20 protein-coding genes are annotated in these 17,204 nt (G+C 42.8%); 6 read left to right on the top strand and 14 right to left on the bottom strand.

Going from position 1 to position 17,204, the window contains the following annotated elements; translation table 11 throughout:
- The 4 genes from A3GS_RS0107515 to A3GS_RS0107500 all read right to left on the bottom strand — a co-directional run.
- Positions 1 to 295: helix-turn-helix domain-containing protein (locus A3GS_RS0107515; protein ID WP_018364814.1), on the bottom strand; the 295-nt coding region annotated here is incomplete at its 3' end.
- Between the two features lie 93 nt (positions 296 to 388).
- Positions 389 to 1,111 carry a MerR family transcriptional regulator gene (locus A3GS_RS0107510; protein ID WP_018364813.1) on the bottom strand — a complete coding sequence of 241 codons (723 nt, stop codon included), beginning with the start codon at positions 1,109 to 1,111 and terminating at the stop codon, positions 389 to 391.
- Between the two features lie 150 nt (positions 1,112 to 1,261).
- Positions 1,262 to 1,849: a 3'-5' exonuclease gene (locus A3GS_RS0107505; RefSeq protein ID WP_018364812.1), complete on the bottom strand. Its 588-nt coding sequence runs from the start codon at positions 1,847 to 1,849 to the stop codon at positions 1,262 to 1,264.
- 48 nt (positions 1,850 to 1,897) lie between these two features.
- Entirely contained in the window at positions 1,898 to 2,419 is a 522-nt protein-coding gene (locus tag A3GS_RS0107500; RefSeq protein ID WP_018364811.1) for a DUF536 domain-containing protein, read from the bottom strand.
- Positions 2,420 to 2,566: 147 nt separating this feature from the next.
- On the opposite strand from A3GS_RS0107500, the gene A3GS_RS0107495 reads away from it, so the two are divergent.
- Positions 2,567 to 2,917 carry a metal-sulfur cluster assembly factor gene (locus tag A3GS_RS0107495; protein WP_018364810.1) on the top strand — a complete coding sequence of 117 codons (351 nt, stop codon included), beginning with the start codon at positions 2,567 to 2,569 and terminating at the stop codon, positions 2,915 to 2,917.
- A gap of 204 nt (positions 2,918 to 3,121) precedes the next feature.
- Here A3GS_RS0107495 and ilvD read toward each other — a convergent pair whose 3' ends face one another.
- Positions 3,122 to 4,837: a dihydroxy-acid dehydratase gene (gene ilvD / locus A3GS_RS0107490; RefSeq protein WP_018364809.1), complete on the bottom strand. Its 1,716-nt coding sequence runs from the start codon at positions 4,835 to 4,837 to the stop codon at positions 3,122 to 3,124.
- A 135-nt stretch (positions 4,838 to 4,972) separates the two neighbouring features.
- On the opposite strand from ilvD, the gene aao reads away from it, so the two are divergent.
- Positions 4,973 to 6,145, top strand: coding sequence for an aminoacetone oxidase (gene aao / locus A3GS_RS0107485; RefSeq protein WP_018364808.1), 1,173 nt, complete (start codon positions 4,973 to 4,975; stop codon positions 6,143 to 6,145).
- A 36-nt stretch (positions 6,146 to 6,181) separates the two neighbouring features.
- Here aao and A3GS_RS0107480 read toward each other — a convergent pair whose 3' ends face one another.
- Entirely contained in the window at positions 6,182 to 6,958 is a 777-nt protein-coding gene (locus A3GS_RS0107480) for a DUF4931 domain-containing protein (protein ID WP_018364807.1), read from the bottom strand.
- Between the two features lie 170 nt (positions 6,959 to 7,128).
- Between A3GS_RS0107480 and rpsN the strand changes: the two genes are divergently transcribed.
- Positions 7,129 to 7,398, top strand: a complete 270-nt coding sequence (gene rpsN, locus A3GS_RS0107475) for a 30S ribosomal protein S14 (protein WP_018364806.1) — start codon at positions 7,129 to 7,131, stop codon at positions 7,396 to 7,398.
- 59 nt (positions 7,399 to 7,457) lie between these two features.
- On the opposite strand, the gene A3GS_RS0107470 is transcribed toward rpsN, so the two are convergent.
- Positions 7,458 to 7,940 (bottom strand): GNAT family N-acetyltransferase, encoded by a 483-nt coding sequence (locus A3GS_RS0107470; protein WP_018364805.1) that lies wholly within the window; start codon positions 7,938 to 7,940, stop codon positions 7,458 to 7,460.
- A 202-nt stretch (positions 7,941 to 8,142) separates the two neighbouring features.
- Between A3GS_RS0107470 and A3GS_RS0107465 the strand changes: the two genes are divergently transcribed.
- Entirely contained in the window at positions 8,143 to 8,556 is a 414-nt protein-coding gene (locus A3GS_RS0107465) for a MarR family winged helix-turn-helix transcriptional regulator (RefSeq protein ID WP_018364804.1), read from the top strand.
- On the opposite strand, the gene A3GS_RS0107460 is transcribed toward A3GS_RS0107465, so the two are convergent.
- The 7 genes from A3GS_RS0107460 to A3GS_RS0107430 all read right to left on the bottom strand — a co-directional run bounded on the left by A3GS_RS0107460 (position 8,545) and on the right by A3GS_RS0107430 (position 14,752).
- Positions 8,545 to 8,871, bottom strand: coding sequence for an AzlD domain-containing protein (locus A3GS_RS0107460; RefSeq protein WP_018364803.1), 327 nt, complete (start codon positions 8,869 to 8,871; stop codon positions 8,545 to 8,547). The genes A3GS_RS0107465 and A3GS_RS0107460 overlap by 12 nt on opposite strands.
- Entirely contained in the window at positions 8,858 to 9,556 is a 699-nt protein-coding gene (locus A3GS_RS0107455; protein WP_018364802.1) for an AzlC family ABC transporter permease, read from the bottom strand. Before A3GS_RS0107455 ends, A3GS_RS0107460 begins: the two co-directional genes overlap by 14 nt.
- 76 nt (positions 9,557 to 9,632) lie before the next feature.
- On the bottom strand, positions 9,633 to 10,175 hold the full coding sequence (locus A3GS_RS0107450) for a cysteine hydrolase family protein (protein ID WP_018364801.1): 543 nt from the start codon (positions 10,173 to 10,175) through the stop codon (positions 9,633 to 9,635).
- Between the two features lie 3 nt (positions 10,176 to 10,178).
- Positions 10,179 to 11,189: a tRNA (adenosine(37)-N6)-threonylcarbamoyltransferase complex transferase subunit TsaD gene (tsaD, locus tag A3GS_RS0107445; RefSeq protein WP_018364800.1), complete on the bottom strand. Its 1,011-nt coding sequence runs from the start codon at positions 11,187 to 11,189 to the stop codon at positions 10,179 to 10,181.
- Positions 11,179 to 11,604, bottom strand: coding sequence for a ribosomal protein S18-alanine N-acetyltransferase (gene rimI, locus A3GS_RS0107440; RefSeq protein ID WP_156808886.1), 426 nt, complete (start codon positions 11,602 to 11,604; stop codon positions 11,179 to 11,181). The genes tsaD and rimI overlap by 11 nt, the downstream gene beginning before the upstream one ends.
- Positions 11,605 to 11,609: 5 nt before the next feature.
- Positions 11,610 to 12,299 (bottom strand): tRNA (adenosine(37)-N6)-threonylcarbamoyltransferase complex dimerization subunit type 1 TsaB, encoded by a 690-nt coding sequence (gene tsaB, locus A3GS_RS0107435; RefSeq protein ID WP_018364798.1) that lies wholly within the window; start codon positions 12,297 to 12,299, stop codon positions 11,610 to 11,612.
- 113 nt (positions 12,300 to 12,412) lie between these two features.
- Complete coding sequence (locus A3GS_RS0107430) at positions 12,413 to 14,752, bottom strand: HAD-IC family P-type ATPase (protein WP_026216322.1); 2,340 nt, start codon at positions 14,750 to 14,752, stop codon at positions 12,413 to 12,415.
- A gap of 328 nt (positions 14,753 to 15,080) precedes the next feature.
- On the opposite strand from A3GS_RS0107430, the gene A3GS_RS0107425 reads away from it, so the two are divergent.
- A complete protein-coding gene (locus A3GS_RS0107425; RefSeq protein ID WP_018364796.1) occupies positions 15,081 to 15,311 on the top strand; it encodes a DNA-dependent RNA polymerase subunit epsilon in 231 nt (76 codons plus the stop codon).
- Between the two features lies 1 nt (position 15,312).
- Positions 15,313 to 17,001, top strand: coding sequence for a ribonuclease J1 (gene rnjA, locus A3GS_RS0107420; RefSeq protein ID WP_018364795.1), 1,689 nt, complete (start codon positions 15,313 to 15,315; stop codon positions 16,999 to 17,001).
- Positions 17,002 to 17,204 lie beyond the last annotated feature (203 nt).

The following is a 17,204-nucleotide window of genomic DNA, read 5'->3' as shown; positions in this document are numbered from 1 at the left end:
TGAGAACATAATCACAAGAAATGCCATATTTTTCAGTCAAATCTTTGAGACTTCCCAAGCCATTAAGATAGTCGGAAACAGCTTGTTCCTTTAGTTCCTTACTGTACTTCGTCCAGTGACGGCTTTCCTCTAGCCCTTCAACACCAGCTTCTTTGTATTTCCGAACCCAGTTTGATAGTGTTTCTTTAGAAATACCATGGTTCCTAGCTAACCAACTAATTGATTTCCCTTCTTCCGAGTGAAGTAGAACAAGTTCTAGTTTTTCAGAGACAGACTTTGGACTTCTTTTGGACATAATAAAACTCCCGTTATAGTTTCTAGTGAAAATTTTTGTTTTTTCACTGTCCACTATAAGGGGAGTATATCAGTATGCACAGAACCTAGTTTTTTAATTCTCCTTAGCCAATTCAAGGCAGAAGGATTTTTGATGACAATGGGGGCAAGTCAATTTCCGAGTATGTGGTGTGTGCCCAGCCCAGGCAAATTCCTTAAACGAGGGCTCAAAAATCATATGACAGTTTGGACAGAGATAGACAAACTGCCTCCTAAAATAGACTACTAACCAAGAAAATAGCGGAAGAAAAAGAGCAATTGATAAATAAGCGATCCAAACCTTTTGGAGATAAGTAGATAAGAAAATAGCTAAAGCATAGACAAACATCGCTAAGATGATACTTGTCCACATCTTAAACTGCAAATGACGCCAAGAAGTTTTATTTTTCATGGTAAATGACAGGTCTGAGAGACTATCAAGCGAGTAATTGGGAGCTTTGCGTACCTGTCCAAGCAAGTTGACACTGGTGTCAAGCTGGTCTTTGATTCTAGCTGATTCTTCTTTTAATTCCTTGATGTGCTCCTCTAGCAAGATGGTAAGCACCGCTGGAGCATTGTCCTCTGACAGCAGACGCCTGATTTGCTCAATGGAAAAGTTCAAACTCCGTAAAAAGCAAATGGTCTTTAAGCGCTCCAAGTCAGCCTGACGATAAAGACGGCGGCCACCCTCGGTTAAATCAGATGGTTGCAAAATGCCACGCTTATCATAGTATTGCACCGTGCGGACAGACACACCGGTTAGTTTGGCCAAATCGCCCGTTGAATAGATCTGAGACATGTCCTTCACCTCCTTTCTACCCCCATTATAGGACAGGAGCTAGGGTCACAAGCAAGCCCTGACGCCAGGTGATTTTTTATTTTTTTGAAAATAGCAGAGCAACCTAGCTGACTAAGCTGTCAAAAAGATTGACAGATCTGTCAACCTCACCTAGTCAAAAAGTCCACCCAAGGCTGCAAAAGGATTATCCGCCGCCACCTCCTTCTGCTGGTTCAGATAACTCTTATTGTCATCAAATTCCAAGAATTTCTCATAGACGAGGGCTGTCATGCGAGCATCCTCTAAACTATTATGGCTTCTACCCGAAATGCCTAGAAATTCTGCCACCGTGTGTAGTTGTAGATTAGCAATACCATTTAAGTCTGTACTTCTGCGCTCAAAAGCCTCATCAAAAATGTCAAGGGCATATTGCTCCGACAAGTCTAGACCATTCTCAGCCAAAATAGGCAGGTCACTTTTGGGAGCATTATAGCCAATCAGCTGGGCTGGTCCCACAAAGTTCTTGAAGTCCTGCAATACAGCTTCAACCTTTGGAGCCCCTGCAATCTTATCTGCCGTGATCCCCGTTAGGCCATTGATGAAACTCTGCAAGGGAACATCTGTGTAAACATAGGTGTCAAAACTGTCAACTTCCTCGTGAGCTTGAAATTTCACAGCCGAAACCTGGATGATGTGACTGACCTCCTGCACCGTATTAAATTCCAAATCAAATGAAACATACTCCTCTAGTTTTTCCATGTCAACTCCTCATCTTTATACTAGCAAAAAAACCCTGACGGGTCTTTCTTAATTTCCACCAAATAAACGAGCAAAGAAACCTTTTTTAGGTTCTTGCGCCTGAATTTCTTCCTCAGCTTTTTCGACTTCAGCCTTAGCCTCGTTCAATTCAAGTTGCAAACGTTTGGTATCTTCCATGGCTGCTAAGGTTAATTGTTGTTGCTGATCAAGCTGCTTGTCCTTCTCGCTAATTTGAACGTCCTTGATATGAAGTTGTTCATCTTTAGCTGCTAACTGCTCATCCTTGGCCTTCAATTGCTCGTACATGCGTGCAATTTCAGTATTCTTTTCATCAACCAAAATCTCAAGCAGCTCGCGTTGTTTTGTTTCTTCGTCAATAGGCTCATCATCAAAGATGGTCTTTTTGTAGATTTCTTCTAGCTTAATCAGACCACTACGATTAACAACCGTTACACCCTTCTCATTCTTGTCAACATCTTCTGCTGGAAGGGATTTGACACGATTATTGATTGCTTGGCGACTAACACCCAAAATCTCAGCTAGTTCACTAACTGTCTTTTCAATTGCCATAATATCCTCTTTTTTCCTGATTTTTATTTTATGAAAATAGTAACATAATAGACCCTTTCTGTCAATTTACAGTAGGGTAAGAGGCTATCATTGAAAATTGACGCCTTTTATGACATAATAAAACGAAACTAATTTGCGAGGTAATTTATGCGTGATGATATAAAATTAAACCCAGCAGCTCAAGCCATCAGTGAGCAACTGGTAGAGAAACTTGAGAAAGTTTACGATCCTGAAATTGAGTTGGACGTTTACAATCTAGGCCTCATCTATGAAATCAATCTTGATGAGCAAGGACACTGTCATCTTGTTATGACCATGACAGATACAAACTGCGGCTGTGCTGACACCCTACCGATTGATGTCGCAGACCAACTCAAGCAAATTGACGGCATTGAGACTGCTTCAGTTGAGGTAACCTACTCCCCCGTTTGGAAGATGACACGCATCAGCCGGCTGGGTCGTATTGCTCTGGGCATCAGCCCTCGTGGAGGAAAATAAGCCTCCATTCTTTACAAAGCAAAAGGGAGTAGGAAAGAACCCCTGAAAATATAATGGAGTTCGTCTTCCCACCCCGCACAGTTGGCTAGGTCTGGTTCGTAGCGTAAAGCGCGAACGAAGCCACCACCCAGCCACTGCGTCAAACTGTATTTCTAAGATATATTACAAAGGCTGAACTTTTTGTCCAGCTTTTTTCTTGTATAATCATTCTTTACCTGTTTTTTCCGGTTTCCAGAAATCAGTAACAGCTCCTTTAGAAGCAGATGATACGATATGGGCGTATTTGCCCAGAACGCCTCGGCTGTAAAGTGGAGGTAAGGCAGTCTCTGCCTTACGCTTAGCCAATTCTTCGTCAGAAACATGCATGGTAATTTCTTTGGTATCTTGGTCAACAGTCACCAAATCACCTGTGTGTAGGTAGGCAATTGGTCCACCGACCTGCGCCTCAGGCGCAATGTGTCCGACAACCAGTCCATAAGTACCACCTGAGAAACGACCATCCGTTAGAAGGGCGACCTTATCTCCTTGACCTTTACCAACAATCATTGATGACAAGGAAAGCATCTCTGGCATACCAGGACCACCTTTAGGACCTACAAAACGAACCACGACAACATCACCATCGACAATCTCATCAGAAAGCACGGCTTCAATAGCGTCTTCTTCTGAGTCAAATACTTTGGCAGGACCAGTAATATTACGCACCTTAACACCTGAAACCTTGGCAACGGCTCCTTCTGGTGCCAAGTTACCTTTGAGGATGATAAGGGGTCCATCAGCACGTTTGGGATTTTCAAGAGGCATGATAACTTTTTGGCCTGGTGTCAAATCATCAAAGGCTTCCAAATTTTCAGCAACTGTCTTACCTGTACACGTGATACGGTCACCGTGCAAGAAACCATTTTTCAGCAAATACTTCATAACGGCTGGCACGCCACCAACCTCGTAAAGGTCTTGAAAGACGTATTGCCCTGACGGTTTTAAATCAGCCAAGTGAGGCACGCGCTCTTGAAAATCATTGAAATCTTCCAAGCTCAAGTCAACATTGGCAGCGTGAGCAATTGCTAAAAGATGCAGAGTAGCATTGGTAGAACCACCGAGTGCCATGGTTACCGTAATGGCATCTTCAAAAGCTTCGCGGGTCAAGATGTCTGACGGTTTAAGCCCCATTTCAAGCATCTTAACGACAGCGCGACCAGCTTCTTCGATGTCTGCCTTCTTCTCAGCAGATTCTGCTGGGTGCGAAGATGACCCTGGCAAGCTCATCCCCATAACTTCAATAGCTGTCGCCATGGTATTAGCTGTATACATACCACCGCAACCACCAGGACCAGGACAGGCATTGCATTCAAGTTCCTTGACTTCCTCAGCTGTCATGTCACCGTGGTTCCAATGACCAACGCCTTCAAAGACAGAAACAAGGTCAATGTCCTTGCCATCCAAATGACCAGGTGCGATGGTCCCACCATAGGCAAAAATGGCTGGAATATCCATATTGGCAATGGCAATCATAGAACCTGGCATATTTTTATCACAACCACCGATAGCCACAAAAGCATCCACATTGTGACCACCCATAGCAGCTTCAATAGAGTCAGCGATGATATCACGAGAAGTCAGTGAGAAGCGCATGCCTTGCGTTCCCATGGCAATCCCATCCGCAACCGTAATGGTTCCGTATTGGACAGGCCAAGCGCCAGCATCTTTAACCCCAACCTTAGCCAATTTACCAAAATCATGCAGGTGCATATTACACGGGGTATTTTCAGCCCAAGTCGAGATAACACCGACGATTGGTGTCTCAAAGCTTTCGTCTGTCATCCCCGTTGCACGCAGCATAGCACGGTTAGGAGATTTAACCATGTTATCGTAGACGCTTGAGCGGTGTCGCAGATTTTTTAGTATTGATTTATCTGTCATATATAATCACTCCAATTATAAGATTACCCTATTTTACCATATTCACCCCTTAAAGTTAAGAAATAGAGCCGGAAACGAAGAGCTCTCTAGATTTTCAAACTATCAAAAACAGTCCTCTTATGCTAGAATAGGGCTATGACATATTATGACACCATTATTATTGGTGGGGGGCCTGCTGGCATGATGGCTGCCATCTCGTCTAGTTTCTACGGACAAAAAACGCTCCTCATCGAAAAAAACAAACACTTAGGCAAAAAGTTAGCGGGTACTGGTGGCGGTCGCTGCAATGTGACTAATAACGGTACTCTGGATGACCTTCTGGCAGGTATTCCTGGAAATGGTCGCTTCCTCTACAGCGTCTTCTCCCAGTTTGACAACCACGATATTATTCATTTTTTTGAGGAAAATGGGGTGGCCCTGAAAGTTGAAGACCATGGGCGCGTCTTTCCGACAACGGATAAGTCTCGGACTATCATTGGCGCTCTGGAAGGTAAAATCCATGAACTTGGCGGTACTGTCTTGACCAATACAGAAGTGGTCTCTGTTAAAAAGATTGACGATTGTTTCCACATCAAGTCAACTGATCAAAGTTTCACCTGTGGAAAGCTCATTGTCACAACGGGTGGAAAATCCTATCCGTCCACAGGTTCCACAGGATTTGGATATGACATTGCAAGACATTTTAAGCTATCAGTCACTCCGCTTGAGGCTGCGGAAAGTCCTCTTTTGACCGATTTTCCCCACAAGGCTCTGCAAGGCATTTCGCTGGATGATGTGACGCTCAGCTATGGTAAGCACCATATCACCCATGATCTGCTCTTCACTCATTTTGGTCTATCTGGTCCTGCAGCGCTCCGCTTGTCTAGTTTTGTCTCTGGCGGTGAGATGGCTGAACTGGACTTGCTCCCCCAAATGACCGCTGATGATTTGCTCAGCTATTTGATAAAAAAACGCGAGAAGTCCATCAAAAATGCCCTCAAGTCACTCCTGCCCGAACGCCTGGCAGACTTCTTGGTTGAGGATATGCCTGAAAAAGTCAAGCAATTATCCCCAGCTCAAGAGGCTCAACTTGTTGATAAAATCAAAAGGCTCCCCATTAAAATCACTGGTAAGATGTCCCTATCCAAATCCTTCGTCACCAAGGGTGGTGTGGACCTAAAGGAAATTAATCCCAAAACTTTGGAAAGTAAAAAAGTCCCAGGCCTTCACTTTGCAGGTGAAGTTCTGGACGTCAACGCTCACACTGGTGGTTTTAACATCACTAGCGCCCTCTGTACAGGCTGGATCGCAGGGAGCCTACATTATTAAGTTTTAAGAAAAAGGTTGGACTACCCAACCTTTTTTCTATCTGTTGTTGGCTTTACTAAGTCTGGCTTGGATCTCTTTTCGGATGACATCTAAGCGCTCGAATTGGTTAACCTGATGAATTCCGTAGCCAATCATGTAGGGAGAAACAACAAAGCGTGGAAGTAGCTTGCACACCAATCCTTGGTCTTGTCGGAAAAAGAAAAGATTATAAGAGTGGCAAGCTCCATTGAGGAAGTCTGTCAAAAGATAAGCGCAGAGAAAACCTAAAGCATCTGCCAATAGAGGGAGTTTAGCAGGGGTGGAAATACGAATGGTGAACTCAGTGAAATCCAGCATAGGTTTATTACTGATACTTATTTCTGCTTGATCTTCTGTTTCTGAACAGACAATAAGCCCTTCAAAATACGCTTTTTGGAGATTTGCATAGGCATCTATAGTTTTGAACCCCACAATTTGCGAATGAGGATGACGTAAACTGCCACCAGATAAGGGACCAAAATTGCGATAGAGGACAACAGATTGAAAATCCCTCCTCTTTTCCAGTTCTACCCATTTTTCAAGCATGAAAGCTAAAAGATCTCGTCTCTTCTGCTGGCTGTAGTTAGACATGTCCCCAAAATGGTCGTCAGACTCAATAACCAAGGTTTGATAGGTTTCTTCCAGGGTTGGAAATTTATTTTCCACCCAAATCATATCATTCTTCTCTTCCAAGATAGCGCCAAGATTATCTTGGATGCAGAAAGGACAGGTATCAGTATTACTGGGCTTCTGACTGGCAATACCTGGGTTGAAAGTAATGTAAGGAATAGTCATTTTTCTTCTCTTTTCATTTCAGTTCTTAATATTGTACCACAATTTTCCCTTAACTAGTTAAATATTTTCCTTGCTCTTTTTCCAAAAAGAGGTTATAATAATCTCGTTTGATTAACTGGTTAAGTAAAATCACTAACAGAACAGTTTAACCTAAACATAAAGGAGATAAAATGGCAAAAAAATCTAAAATTGCTCGTTATGAACGTCAGTTGAAACTAATTGAGTTGTACGCAGATCAGCGCAGGGAGCTCAAAGCCAAAGGAGACTACGAAGCCCTCCGCAAGCTGCCTCGTGATTCTAATCCAAACCGCCTGAAAAACCGCGATCGCATTGACGGACGTCCACACGCCTACATGCGCAAATTCGGTGTCAGCCGTATCAATTTCAGAAAGCTAGCCCATAAAGGACAGCTTCCTGGTGTTAAAAAAGCCAGCTGGTAAAAAAATAATTTGAAAGATAAGTTTTTATCACAAGAAAAAGCAGATGCTAGTCTGCTTTTTTAATGTAAACAGTAAAGATAAAAGCGATTATCCACTTTCACAACAGGAAAGTCACTTGGTAAATCTTCAACTTTAATCTCCTGAAAACCTAATCTTTGATAAAAAAGCTGAGCAGTTTCAAAGGCAGAGTTTGTCCCCAAATAGACACGTCTTTTCTTTCTATCTTGGCAATAATTTAGAAAAGTTTCAACCAATTTTCTTCCTACACCATCTTTGCGATAAGTTGGGAGCACAAACATTTTTTTCAGAGCAACGTTATCATTTGTTAGGCTAACTAAGCCAATGCAGCCTACCACTTTTGATTCCTTAGTATCAAACGCTATCCAAAAATTTCCTTTTGTTTGATAGGACACTTTTATATTGAATAAGTCTGGCTGATCTGCCAAATTTATTGGTAAGTTAAACTCTTCTCTTTGAATTGTGACAATTAATTCAGCAACTTCTTGATTATAGCTTGGCTCAAATGGTATTATTCTAATCATATTTCTCACAAGCCCCCTCTCAGTGCATCAATGTCTTCCTACTTAGCCGACCAGAGCCCCTGAGTAAGGGGTAACTTGCATTATAGTCTTTTTTGCAATGTAACATTGATACAAACTTCCTTTTTATTGTATTTGCAATTTTATAAACTTTATTATAACAATTTTGATTGTAAACGCAACAATTATCTGTTAAACTAATCTTATGAAGACCAATGACTTTCAGATTATCCGCACCATTGGTGCCATCACGCGTACCATTCAGATGGATTCTAACCAGCATTTTAAAGAGATGGGCCTCAACAATAACCTTTTTATTTACATTATCCGTATCTGCGAAGAGCCAGGTATGTTTTTGGGACAATTAGCTGACGCCATTCAGATTGACCGAACCACGTCTTTCAGAACCGTTCAAAAATTGGTCAAGCAGGGTTTTTTTGAACTACGAAAAGATGAGAAAAATCATAAAATCAAGCGTATTTTTCCTAGTCAAAAAGCTATGGAGATTTATCCACAGCTTCATGTTTACGAACAGGCTCAGTCTGACCTTCTCCTAAGCCAACTGACTTCAAAAGAAACTCAAGAGCTAGCTTTGCTATTGTCCAAATTAAAATACTAGCCTCAATAGTGCCATACAAATGATTCCTGTCAAAACTGCATAGAGCAGATTCTTGGACTTAAAGCCGATGTAGAGGGTGGGAAGGCTAGCTAAGATTTCCAATCCCTTAAGCTGGGGCAGATGCCCTAGCTTGGTCGTGACCAGACTAGACAAAGTCAAGGCAAAGAGGATGGAGATAGGCAGATATTTGAGGAAACGTACGACGATGTCAGGCAAGCCTTTGTACTTGACCAAAATAAAAGGTGCCACACGCGGAATCCAGCTCACGACAAAGCCTAGGAGGATGGCTACTAAAACATAACTAGTTATGGTCATCTATGAACACCCCCACACTACAACCAGCCAAGGTCGCCAACAATACCGACAAGGAACTAGATAAGAAGATAGATGTCAGCAAAAAGCACAAAGCAACTGTCAGCAAAATCAGAGCAATTTTCTTGAGGCCTTCGCTGGCCATCGCCTCCAGTTGAAAGACCAAAAGTCCGATAAACATGCCAATTAGAGCAAAATCCAAACCAAATTGTTCAGGATTGGGAATAATACCACCCAGCATAGTCCCAACAATGGTTGAGCTGATCCAAGCCAACCAGCTCAGAAGATTATTCCCATGCATCCAGCTGGCAAGTATGTTCTTGTTGTGAACATTTTCTCCCAGCAGAACACCGTAGCTCTCATCGGTAATCAGGCTGGCCATGCCAATATTGTCTAAAAAGCCAGTCTTGGTAAAAATCGTCGTTGCATGCAAGCTCATAAGCATATTACGCAGATTAACCAAAAAAACGGTCAGGGTAATACTAGCTAGATTGGCTTGCGACACAAACATAGCTACCATGGCAAATTGGGCTGAGCCGCCGTAAACCAGTGTACTCATCAGTCCAACTTCCACAGGTGACAGATGAGCGGCTGAAGCAACCACACCAAAAGCCAGACCAATTGAAATATAGCCCAGAGCTGTTGGCAAGGCATCGCGCAATCCATCTTTAAATCCTTTCTCCTGCATTTTTTCTCCTTGAATTTTCAAAATATTCCTACATTATAGCACAATCAAAATCTCTTGAACAGGCGCTCAAGAGATTTTACTTACCTTCTAAATAGTCTGCAGTTGTCAAAACCTCTGCAAATTCATGGTTCAGACTGATTAAGTTGACCTGATGTAAGATATCTGGTCCAATTAATTTTCCTGACAGGTCAGGAAGTGAAAAGGTAGCAGTCGCGTCCGAAAGGAGGATTACCTTGAATCCAAGATTAGTTGCCATTCGTGTAGTCGTCGAAACACAATGAGGCAAAGTCAAACCGACAATGACTAAATTCGTGATTTCTTCTGTCAACAAATAATACTCTAAGTCCGTTCCGATAAAGGCGCTATTGACCGATTTTTCAAAAACTGTCTCTCCAGCTAATGGCTCAAAGCCAGCCATAAACTCTCTATCTTCAGCTTGATAAAAAGCTCCGCCAGACGATTGTGATTTATGACAGATATGAATAACATATTGACCTGATTGACGAAAATACGTTAGCACAGCAAGCATATTTTCCTCTGCCTGAGGATTATTGCGACTCAGCCAGCGTATACTTTGAAAGCCTTTTTGAACATCAATCAGTAGTAAAGCTGTCTTCACCTCTCACTCCACACTATCAAATGCCAAACTAGGTTTCGCATTGAGATCTAGGGCAGCAAAATTCCCTTTGTCATATTCAACGGCAGCAGCCAGAGCAATCATGCCTGCGTTATCTCCGCAGAGACGTAGTGGCGGAATGATGACCTCTGCTTCTGTAATTTCATCCGCCAGACGCTCACGCAAACCTTGATTGGCAGCAACTCCGCCCGCCACAACTAGTGTCGCAACAGGATATTTTTCCAAAGCCTTCTTGGTTTTAGCCATGAGAATGTCTAGCACCGCTGCTTGAAAGGAAGCTGACAAATCTTCATTGGACAGACTTTCTCCCTTTTGACTAGCATTGTGATGCAGGTTGATAAAGGCTGACTTGAGACCAGAGAAGGAAAATTCTAGATTGTCTTCCTTGATCATGGCTCGCGGAAAATCATAGACATCTTGTCCTTTGTGAGCCAATTCATCAATTTCACGGCCAGCTGGATAGGTCAACCCCATGACACGCCCAACCTTATCATAAGCCTCCCCAACTGCATCGTCTCGTGTTTCACCGATAATTTTGTAGTCGCCAGGTTCGGTCACATAAACTAGTTCCGTGTGTCCACCTGACACTAAAAGTGCCATAAGAGGATAGGTCAATTCCTTGACTTGACGCGCAGCCATAAGGTGACCTGCCATATGATTGACTGGAATCAAAGGCAACCGATTTGCCCAAGCAAAAGCTTTAGCAGCAGCCATTCCCACCAAAAGAGCCCCAACTAATCCCGGTCCATAAGTCACGGCGACTGCATCTAGATCGCTAGCCTCAATGCCAGCCTCTGTCATCGCATCTTCAAAGCAAGTGGTCACTACTTCCACATGGTGGCGGCTGGCCACCTCGGGTACCACTCCGCCAAAGCGTTTATGGCTCTCCACTTGACTAGCGATGATATTACTCAAAATGTCATGGTCATTCTTCAAAACAGCGACACTAGTCTCGTCGCAAGAACTCTCCACCGCCAAAATGTATCTATCCTTCATATCGTCCCTCCCTCTTCATGATGATGGCGTCCTCCATCGGCTCATGATAATAGTTTTTGCGCCTGCCGACTTCTTCAAAGCCGAATTTTTGGTACAAAGCTTGCGCTCTGCTGTTAGATACCCTAACCTCTAAAAAGATGGGAAAATCTACCGCATTTAAAAAACTCATCAACTGCGCTCCCAAGCCCTGTCCCTGAGAGGATTTTCTGACCGCTATATTAGTAATTTCTAACTCACCAACCAACTGCTGTACCGATAAAAATCCTGCAACAACCTGCTCGTCCTCAGCGAAAAAATAATCAACGTTGTCCTGCTGCATGTCAGCCTTGATTTGCTCCAGTGACCAGGGCGACTGGTTATAGCTATCAGACAAAATCTTGAAAACTGCAGCCGCTTTTTCTTCTAAACTTCTCATCGGCATCAAACCCGCCTGATGTAATTAGTTTGGCCATTTTCCTCGTGGTCTTTGAGCCAATTTTCTTCGGCTTCTACACGCTTGAGGTATCGGGGGACAAAGGCCTCAACATTCTCTGCTGGTAAATGTTGTCCTAACTTTCCGAGGTGGTAAGCTGAAGGTAGGGTTTGCAAGATGGCAGCTTTGGGCAGAATCGCCTCAATCTGATTGCGGAAATTGTCCACTTCTCCTACAAAGGCCACTTGGTCATAGCTCTTAGCTAGACTTAAAACATCTTCAAAAGGCATGTGCTGATCGGGCTTGACAGCTCTGCCATTTTCATAAAAACCGACATAAACATTGTTGCGACGGGCATCGATGATAGGGATAACCAAACCTGGCACTTGAGCGGGCGCAGCTAGAGCATAGAGACTAGACAGACCGACCAAGTCAATCTTGAGGCTATAAGCCAGTGTCTTAGCAGTCGCTACTGCCACGCGCAGACCTGTGTAAGAACCTGGCCCCTGCGCTACCACAATACGCTCCAGATCAGTAGGCTGCCAACCTACTTGCGCTACTAGAAAATCAATGGTCGGCATAAGGCTAATGCTGTGATTTTTCTTGATATTAAGAGTATAGTCTGCCAGCAGTTGATCACCATCCAAGAGGGCAACTGACAGGGCTTTATTTGATGTATCAAAGGATAAGATTTTCATAGTTACTTTCTTTCATTGAACTTTCTCTTTATTGTAAGCTATCTTGAGTATTTTTTCAAATTTACTTGCCTCAAAACGAAAAAGCCAGAGGAGTCCTAGCTTTCTGACTTTTTCTAATTTTGCTCAAGGGCACCTTGCTTGTAACTAATCCAAAAGAACAGCGGTGTAAAGACAGCCATTATTCCCAGATAAATAACCAGCGTGTAATTATTTAAGGGACCAATTTCAATGATATTTTGGAAGAAAAAGGAAGCGATATAGAAGCCGAGAACTGAATAAATGATCAGAGCTACACGCGACCAAGTCAAAGGAATGCAAGCACGAATAACCGCCAACAAGCCTGTCGATCCCAGAATATAGTAGGACAAGGTGGCCATATCTTCCACTGTCAAATCACCATAAACCTGGAAAAGGTGGAAAATGAGAACACTAAAGACTACCATGAGAGCATTTGGCAACGCCAGCCAAAGGGAACGTCTAAGAAAATGCTTTTGCACAGGGCGAATATTGCGCTCAAACGTCAAGACGAAAGGTGGGAAACCTTCCACAAACTGACCAATCAAGGTCATCTGAACCTGAATGAAAGGAAATACAAGTAAATAAGCTGGCTTTCCTAGAAGAATGCTAGCGATACAAATCAGACCTAGTAAGAAGGAATAAATAGTTTTAATAAGAAAAATTGGTGCGATATGAGCAATATTATTGACCACACGGCGCCCCTCAAAGAGGATTTCAGGAATGTCATTGAAATTCGAGTCTAAGAGAACTAAATTAGCAATCTGGCGCGTTGCAGGATCACCTTCAGCCATGACAATCGAGCAGTCCGCCTCGCGCAGTGCCAATATATCATTGACACCATCTCCTGTCATGGCTGTTGTATGTCCATGAGATTTCAAGGTTTCCACCAAGAGCTTTTTCTGATGTGGCGATACACGACCAAAGATAGCCGTCTCTTCTGCAACTCTAATGAGCTCATCATCATCTACCTTGGAACAGTCAATATAGCTCTCATAATTCGCAAAGCCTGCTTCTTTGGCGATATGGGAAACCGTCACAGGATTGTCACCTGAAATGATTTTAAGCAGAACTTCTTGCGAACGCAGATAATCCAGCGTTTCAGCTGCACCCTCACGAATAGGATCTGCAATTTCAAGAAAGGCTAAAGGCTTGACATCTTGCGGCAGGATCATCTGTTCTTTGTCAATACCTGTCTGACTGAGCGCCAAAACCAGCACACGTGATCCTCGTTTTTGAGCCTCAGTGACCAGTTGAGGATTTTCCATCAAGAGCATCTCAGGAGCACCCAGAAAGAGGCTGCCCACTCCTTCAATCATAACTGCTCCCCACTTTCTACCACTAGAAAATGGAATAACATCTCCAGTCTGATGAGGATGTTCAAGGTCTCCATAAGCTGTCCGAATAGCTCGCGCTGTCGAATTACTGTCTTCACTAGCCTGCATATAAGCAGCCAGCAGCTGCTGGATATTTTCTTCTGAGTAGTTGTCTGCCAAAGTTTGGATGGCTTCAACTGTCATCTTACCCTGAGTGATGGTCCCCGTCTTATCCAGACAAAGCACATCCACACGCGCCAGAGTTTCTACCGAATACATTTCCTGAACCAGGACATTTTTCATACCCAGCTTGATGACAGCTGTTAAAAGTGAAGTAATCGTCAACAGCGCGATTCCTTTTGGCAACATCCCTAAAAGTGCTGTCGAACTGGTCACGACTGAATCTTTGAGTGGCAGCGACTTGACCAGATAAGCCTCTAAAAAAAGAGCCAAACCAAAAGGAATGATGATCTTCCCAGTGAAATTAGCAATTTTATCCATATTATAGAGAATGCGAGAGACAATGGGCTTGTGTGTTTTAGCCTCTAGCATAAGTTTACTAGCATAATTGTCAGCTCCTACGTGGATAACCTTAGCATAAACTCGTCCACTGACCAGATAGCTGCCTGAGAGCAACTCTGCTCCGTTTTCTTTAAGAATGAGGTCACTCTCCCCTGTCAACATGGCTTCATTGACTTCTGCAAAACCACTGACGACTTTGGCATCACTTGGCACCTGTTCACCAGCCGACAACAAGAGTACATCATCAAGGACAATCTCCTCTGGATCAATAGATACAACTTCTCCATCTCTGATAACATGAATCAAATCTTTGTTCATAAGATTGAGTTTGTCAATCATGTGACGAGCTCGCCACTCCGTCAACATACCTGAGACAGCATTAATGACAATAACCCCAAAGAAAAAAAGGTTAGACCAGGCCTGAACTGCCAACAAAGCTAAAAAAATAACGAAATTGAGCGCATTAAAAGGAGTAAAAACATTGCGGACAAAAATTTCCCAGTTACTGGAGCTGGTTTTCACTTTAAAATTATTGGTTTGCTGTGTTTGAATACGTTGCTGGACCTGCTGTCCAGTTAATCCTCTTACTTGTTTCTCCATGAATTCCATACTACCATAGACGGAACCATTTTTCAAAAACAAACTTTCCTTTTCATCATTCTCTTTTCTTTGGACAAGTACTTAAAGGCAATTCTGTAAATAAATGAATCGTGAAAAGATTATGAAAGTAGGACTTTTTTACATTTTCGTCAGTGTTTTCCTTTCACCTAGGCCAGTTTTTATGATATAATATACATAATTGCAACGAATCAGGTTAAATCTATTACACATTACAATTTCATACTCCACGGTCAAATAGAAATAAGATACTATTTGATAAGTTTTTGTGTAGCTTGGATTAACCCATGATACAAGAGAAAGGATTAATATGATTTATAAAGTCTTCTATCAAGAAACAAAAGATCGAAACCCACGTCGTGAGCAAACTAAGTCTCTCTATATTGAAGTTGAGGCGAACAGTGAGCTTGACGGACGTATCAAAACTCGTAAACTGGTTGAAGAAAAAACTGACTACAACATTGAGTTCATTGAGCTCTTATCAGATAAACACCTTGAATACGAAAAAGAATCAGGTGTCTTTGCCTTAACGGAGCTATAATATGAGCAAAATCAATCTTAAACCTGAAGAAGTCGGGGTTTACGCGATTGGTGGTCTGGGCGAAATTGGTAAAAATACTTATGGCATTGAATACCAAGACGAAATTATCATCGTTGATGCAGGGATTAAATTCCCTGAAGACGACCTGTTAGGAATTGACTATGTCATCCCCGACTATTCATACATCGTTGAAAACATGGACCGCGTTAAGGCACTGGTCATCACCCACGGTCACGAAGACCACATCGGTGGCATCCCCTTCTTACTCAAACAAGCTAACATACCTATCTATGCAGGCCCCCTTGCTCTGGCTTTGATTCGCGGAAAACTGGAAGAACATGGACTCCTGCGTGATGCGAAATTATACGAAATTAACGCTAATACTGAGTTAACGTTTAAAAATCTCAGCGTTACCTTTTTCCGCACAACTCACTCTATTCCGGAACCCTTAGGTATCGTCATTCACACACCTCAAGGAAAAATTGTCTGCACAGGGGACTTCAAATTTGACTTCACTCCTGTTGGTGAGCCAGCTGACCTGCACCGCATGGCTGCTCTAGGGGAAGATGGTGTCCTCTGCTTACTCTCGGATTCTACCAATGCTGAAATTCCAACTTTCACTAATTCTGAAAAAGTTGTTGGCCAATCCATCATGAAAATCATTGAAGGCATTCATGGACGTATTATCTTTGCCTCCTTCGCTTCCAATATTTTCCGTCTACAACAAGCTGCCGAAGCTGCTGTCAAGACTGGACGTAAAATCGTTGTCTTTGGGCGTTCCATGGAAAAGGCCATCGTCAACGGGGTTGAACTAGGCTATATAAAGGTTCCAAAAGGTACTTTTATTGAACCAGGTGAACTTAAAAATTACCATGCTAGCGAAATCATGATTATGTGTACAGGCTCTCAAGGGGAATCAATGGCTGCGCTAGCCCGCATCGCCAACGGTACACATCGTCAAGTGACCTTGCAACCTGGTGATACCGTTATCTTTTCATCCAGTCCAATCCCAGGCAACACTACCAGCGTTAACAAACTGATCAACACCATTCAAGAAGCCGGCGTTGAAGTTATTCATGGTAAGATCAATAATGTCCACACTTCTGGACACGGAGGCCAACAAGAGCAAAAACTCATGCTTCGCCTCATCAAGCCAAAATTCTTCATGCCTGTGCATGGTGAATATCGCATGCAAAAAATCCATGCTGGTTTGGCTATGGACACAGGTGTTCCTGAGGAAAATATCTTTATCATGGAAAACGGAGACGTCCTTGCATTAACTAAAGATTCTGCTCGCAGGGCTGGTCACTTTAACGCTCAAGATGTCTATGTCGATGGTAATGGCATCGGTGATATCGGAACTGCTGTCCTACGCGACCGTCATGACCTGTCAGAAGATGGTGTCGTTTTAGCGGTCGCGACTGTTGATTTCGATACACAAATGATTTTAGCTGGACCAGACATCCTTAGTCGTGGGTTTATCTATATGCGTGAATCAGGTGATCTCATCCGTGAGAGCCAACGTGTTCTCTTTAATGCTATTCGTATTGCACTCAAAAACAAAGATGCTAGTATCCAATCTGTAAATGGTGCCATCGTCAATGCGCTTCGCCCATTCCTTTATGAAAAAACAGAACGTGAGCCAATCATTATTCCAATGATTTTAACACCTGATAAATATGACCAATGAAATACTGATAAACCATTTTGATTTTTAATATCATCACAAAAAGCTACTTGTATATCTGATATACTCCCCTTATAGTGGACAGTGAAAAAACAAAAATTTTCACTAGAAACTATAACGGGAGTTTTACTATGTCCAAAAGAAGTCCAAAGTCTGTCTCTGAAAAACTAGAACTTGTTCTACTTCACTCGGAAGAAGGGAAATCA

This window comes from Streptococcus caballi DSM 19004 (genome assembly GCF_000379985.1).
In the GTDB taxonomy this organism is placed as follows: domain Bacteria; phylum Bacillota; class Bacilli; order Lactobacillales; family Streptococcaceae; genus Streptococcus; species Streptococcus caballi.
The sequence above is the reverse complement of the archived record's forward strand: the minus strand, read 5'-3'. Positions and strand labels throughout refer to the sequence as shown.

What these genes read in the sequence shown, in the direction of transcription:
- A3GS_RS0107510 (WP_018364813.1), bottom strand. Translation starts at nt 1,111, where the DNA reads ATGTCTCAGATCTATTCAACGGGCGATTTGGCCAAACTAACCGGTGTG.
- A3GS_RS0107505 (WP_018364812.1), bottom strand. Translation starts at nt 1,849, where the DNA reads ATGGAAAAACTAGAGGAGTATGTTTCATTTGATTTGGAATTTAATACG.
- A3GS_RS0107500 (WP_018364811.1), bottom strand. Translation starts at nt 2,419, where the DNA reads ATGGCAATTGAAAAGACAGTTAGTGAACTAGCTGAGATTTTGGGTGTT.
- A3GS_RS0107495 (WP_018364810.1), top strand. Translation starts at nt 2,567, where the DNA reads ATGCGTGATGATATAAAATTAAACCCAGCAGCTCAAGCCATCAGTGAG.
- ilvD (WP_018364809.1), bottom strand. Translation starts at nt 4,837, where the DNA reads ATGACAGATAAATCAATACTAAAAAATCTGCGACACCGCTCAAGCGTC.
- aao (WP_018364808.1), top strand. Translation starts at nt 4,973, where the DNA reads ATGACATATTATGACACCATTATTATTGGTGGGGGGCCTGCTGGCATG.
- A3GS_RS0107480 (WP_018364807.1), bottom strand. Translation starts at nt 6,958, where the DNA reads ATGACTATTCCTTACATTACTTTCAACCCAGGTATTGCCAGTCAGAAG.
- rpsN (WP_018364806.1), top strand. Translation starts at nt 7,129, where the DNA reads ATGGCAAAAAAATCTAAAATTGCTCGTTATGAACGTCAGTTGAAACTA.
- A3GS_RS0107470 (WP_018364805.1), bottom strand. Translation starts at nt 7,940, where the DNA reads ATGATTAGAATAATACCATTTGAGCCAAGCTATAATCAAGAAGTTGCT.
- A3GS_RS0107465 (WP_018364804.1), top strand. Translation starts at nt 8,143, where the DNA reads ATGAAGACCAATGACTTTCAGATTATCCGCACCATTGGTGCCATCACG.
- A3GS_RS0107460 (WP_018364803.1), bottom strand. Translation starts at nt 8,871, where the DNA reads ATGACCATAACTAGTTATGTTTTAGTAGCCATCCTCCTAGGCTTTGTC.
- A3GS_RS0107455 (WP_018364802.1), bottom strand. Translation starts at nt 9,556, where the DNA reads ATGCAGGAGAAAGGATTTAAAGATGGATTGCGCGATGCCTTGCCAACA.
- tsaD (WP_018364800.1), bottom strand. Translation starts at nt 11,189, where the DNA reads ATGAAGGATAGATACATTTTGGCGGTGGAGAGTTCTTGCGACGAGACT.
- rimI (WP_156808886.1), bottom strand. Translation starts at nt 11,604, where the DNA reads ATGAGAAGTTTAGAAGAAAAAGCGGCTGCAGTTTTCAAGATTTTGTCT.
- tsaB (WP_018364798.1), bottom strand. Translation starts at nt 12,299, where the DNA reads ATGAAAATCTTATCCTTTGATACATCAAATAAAGCCCTGTCAGTTGCC.
- A3GS_RS0107430 (WP_026216322.1), bottom strand. Translation starts at nt 14,752, where the DNA reads ATGGAGAAACAAGTAAGAGGATTAACTGGACAGCAGGTCCAGCAACGT.
- A3GS_RS0107425 (WP_018364796.1), top strand. Translation starts at nt 15,081, where the DNA reads ATGATTTATAAAGTCTTCTATCAAGAAACAAAAGATCGAAACCCACGT.
- rnjA (WP_018364795.1), top strand. Translation starts at nt 15,313, where the DNA reads ATGAGCAAAATCAATCTTAAACCTGAAGAAGTCGGGGTTTACGCGATT.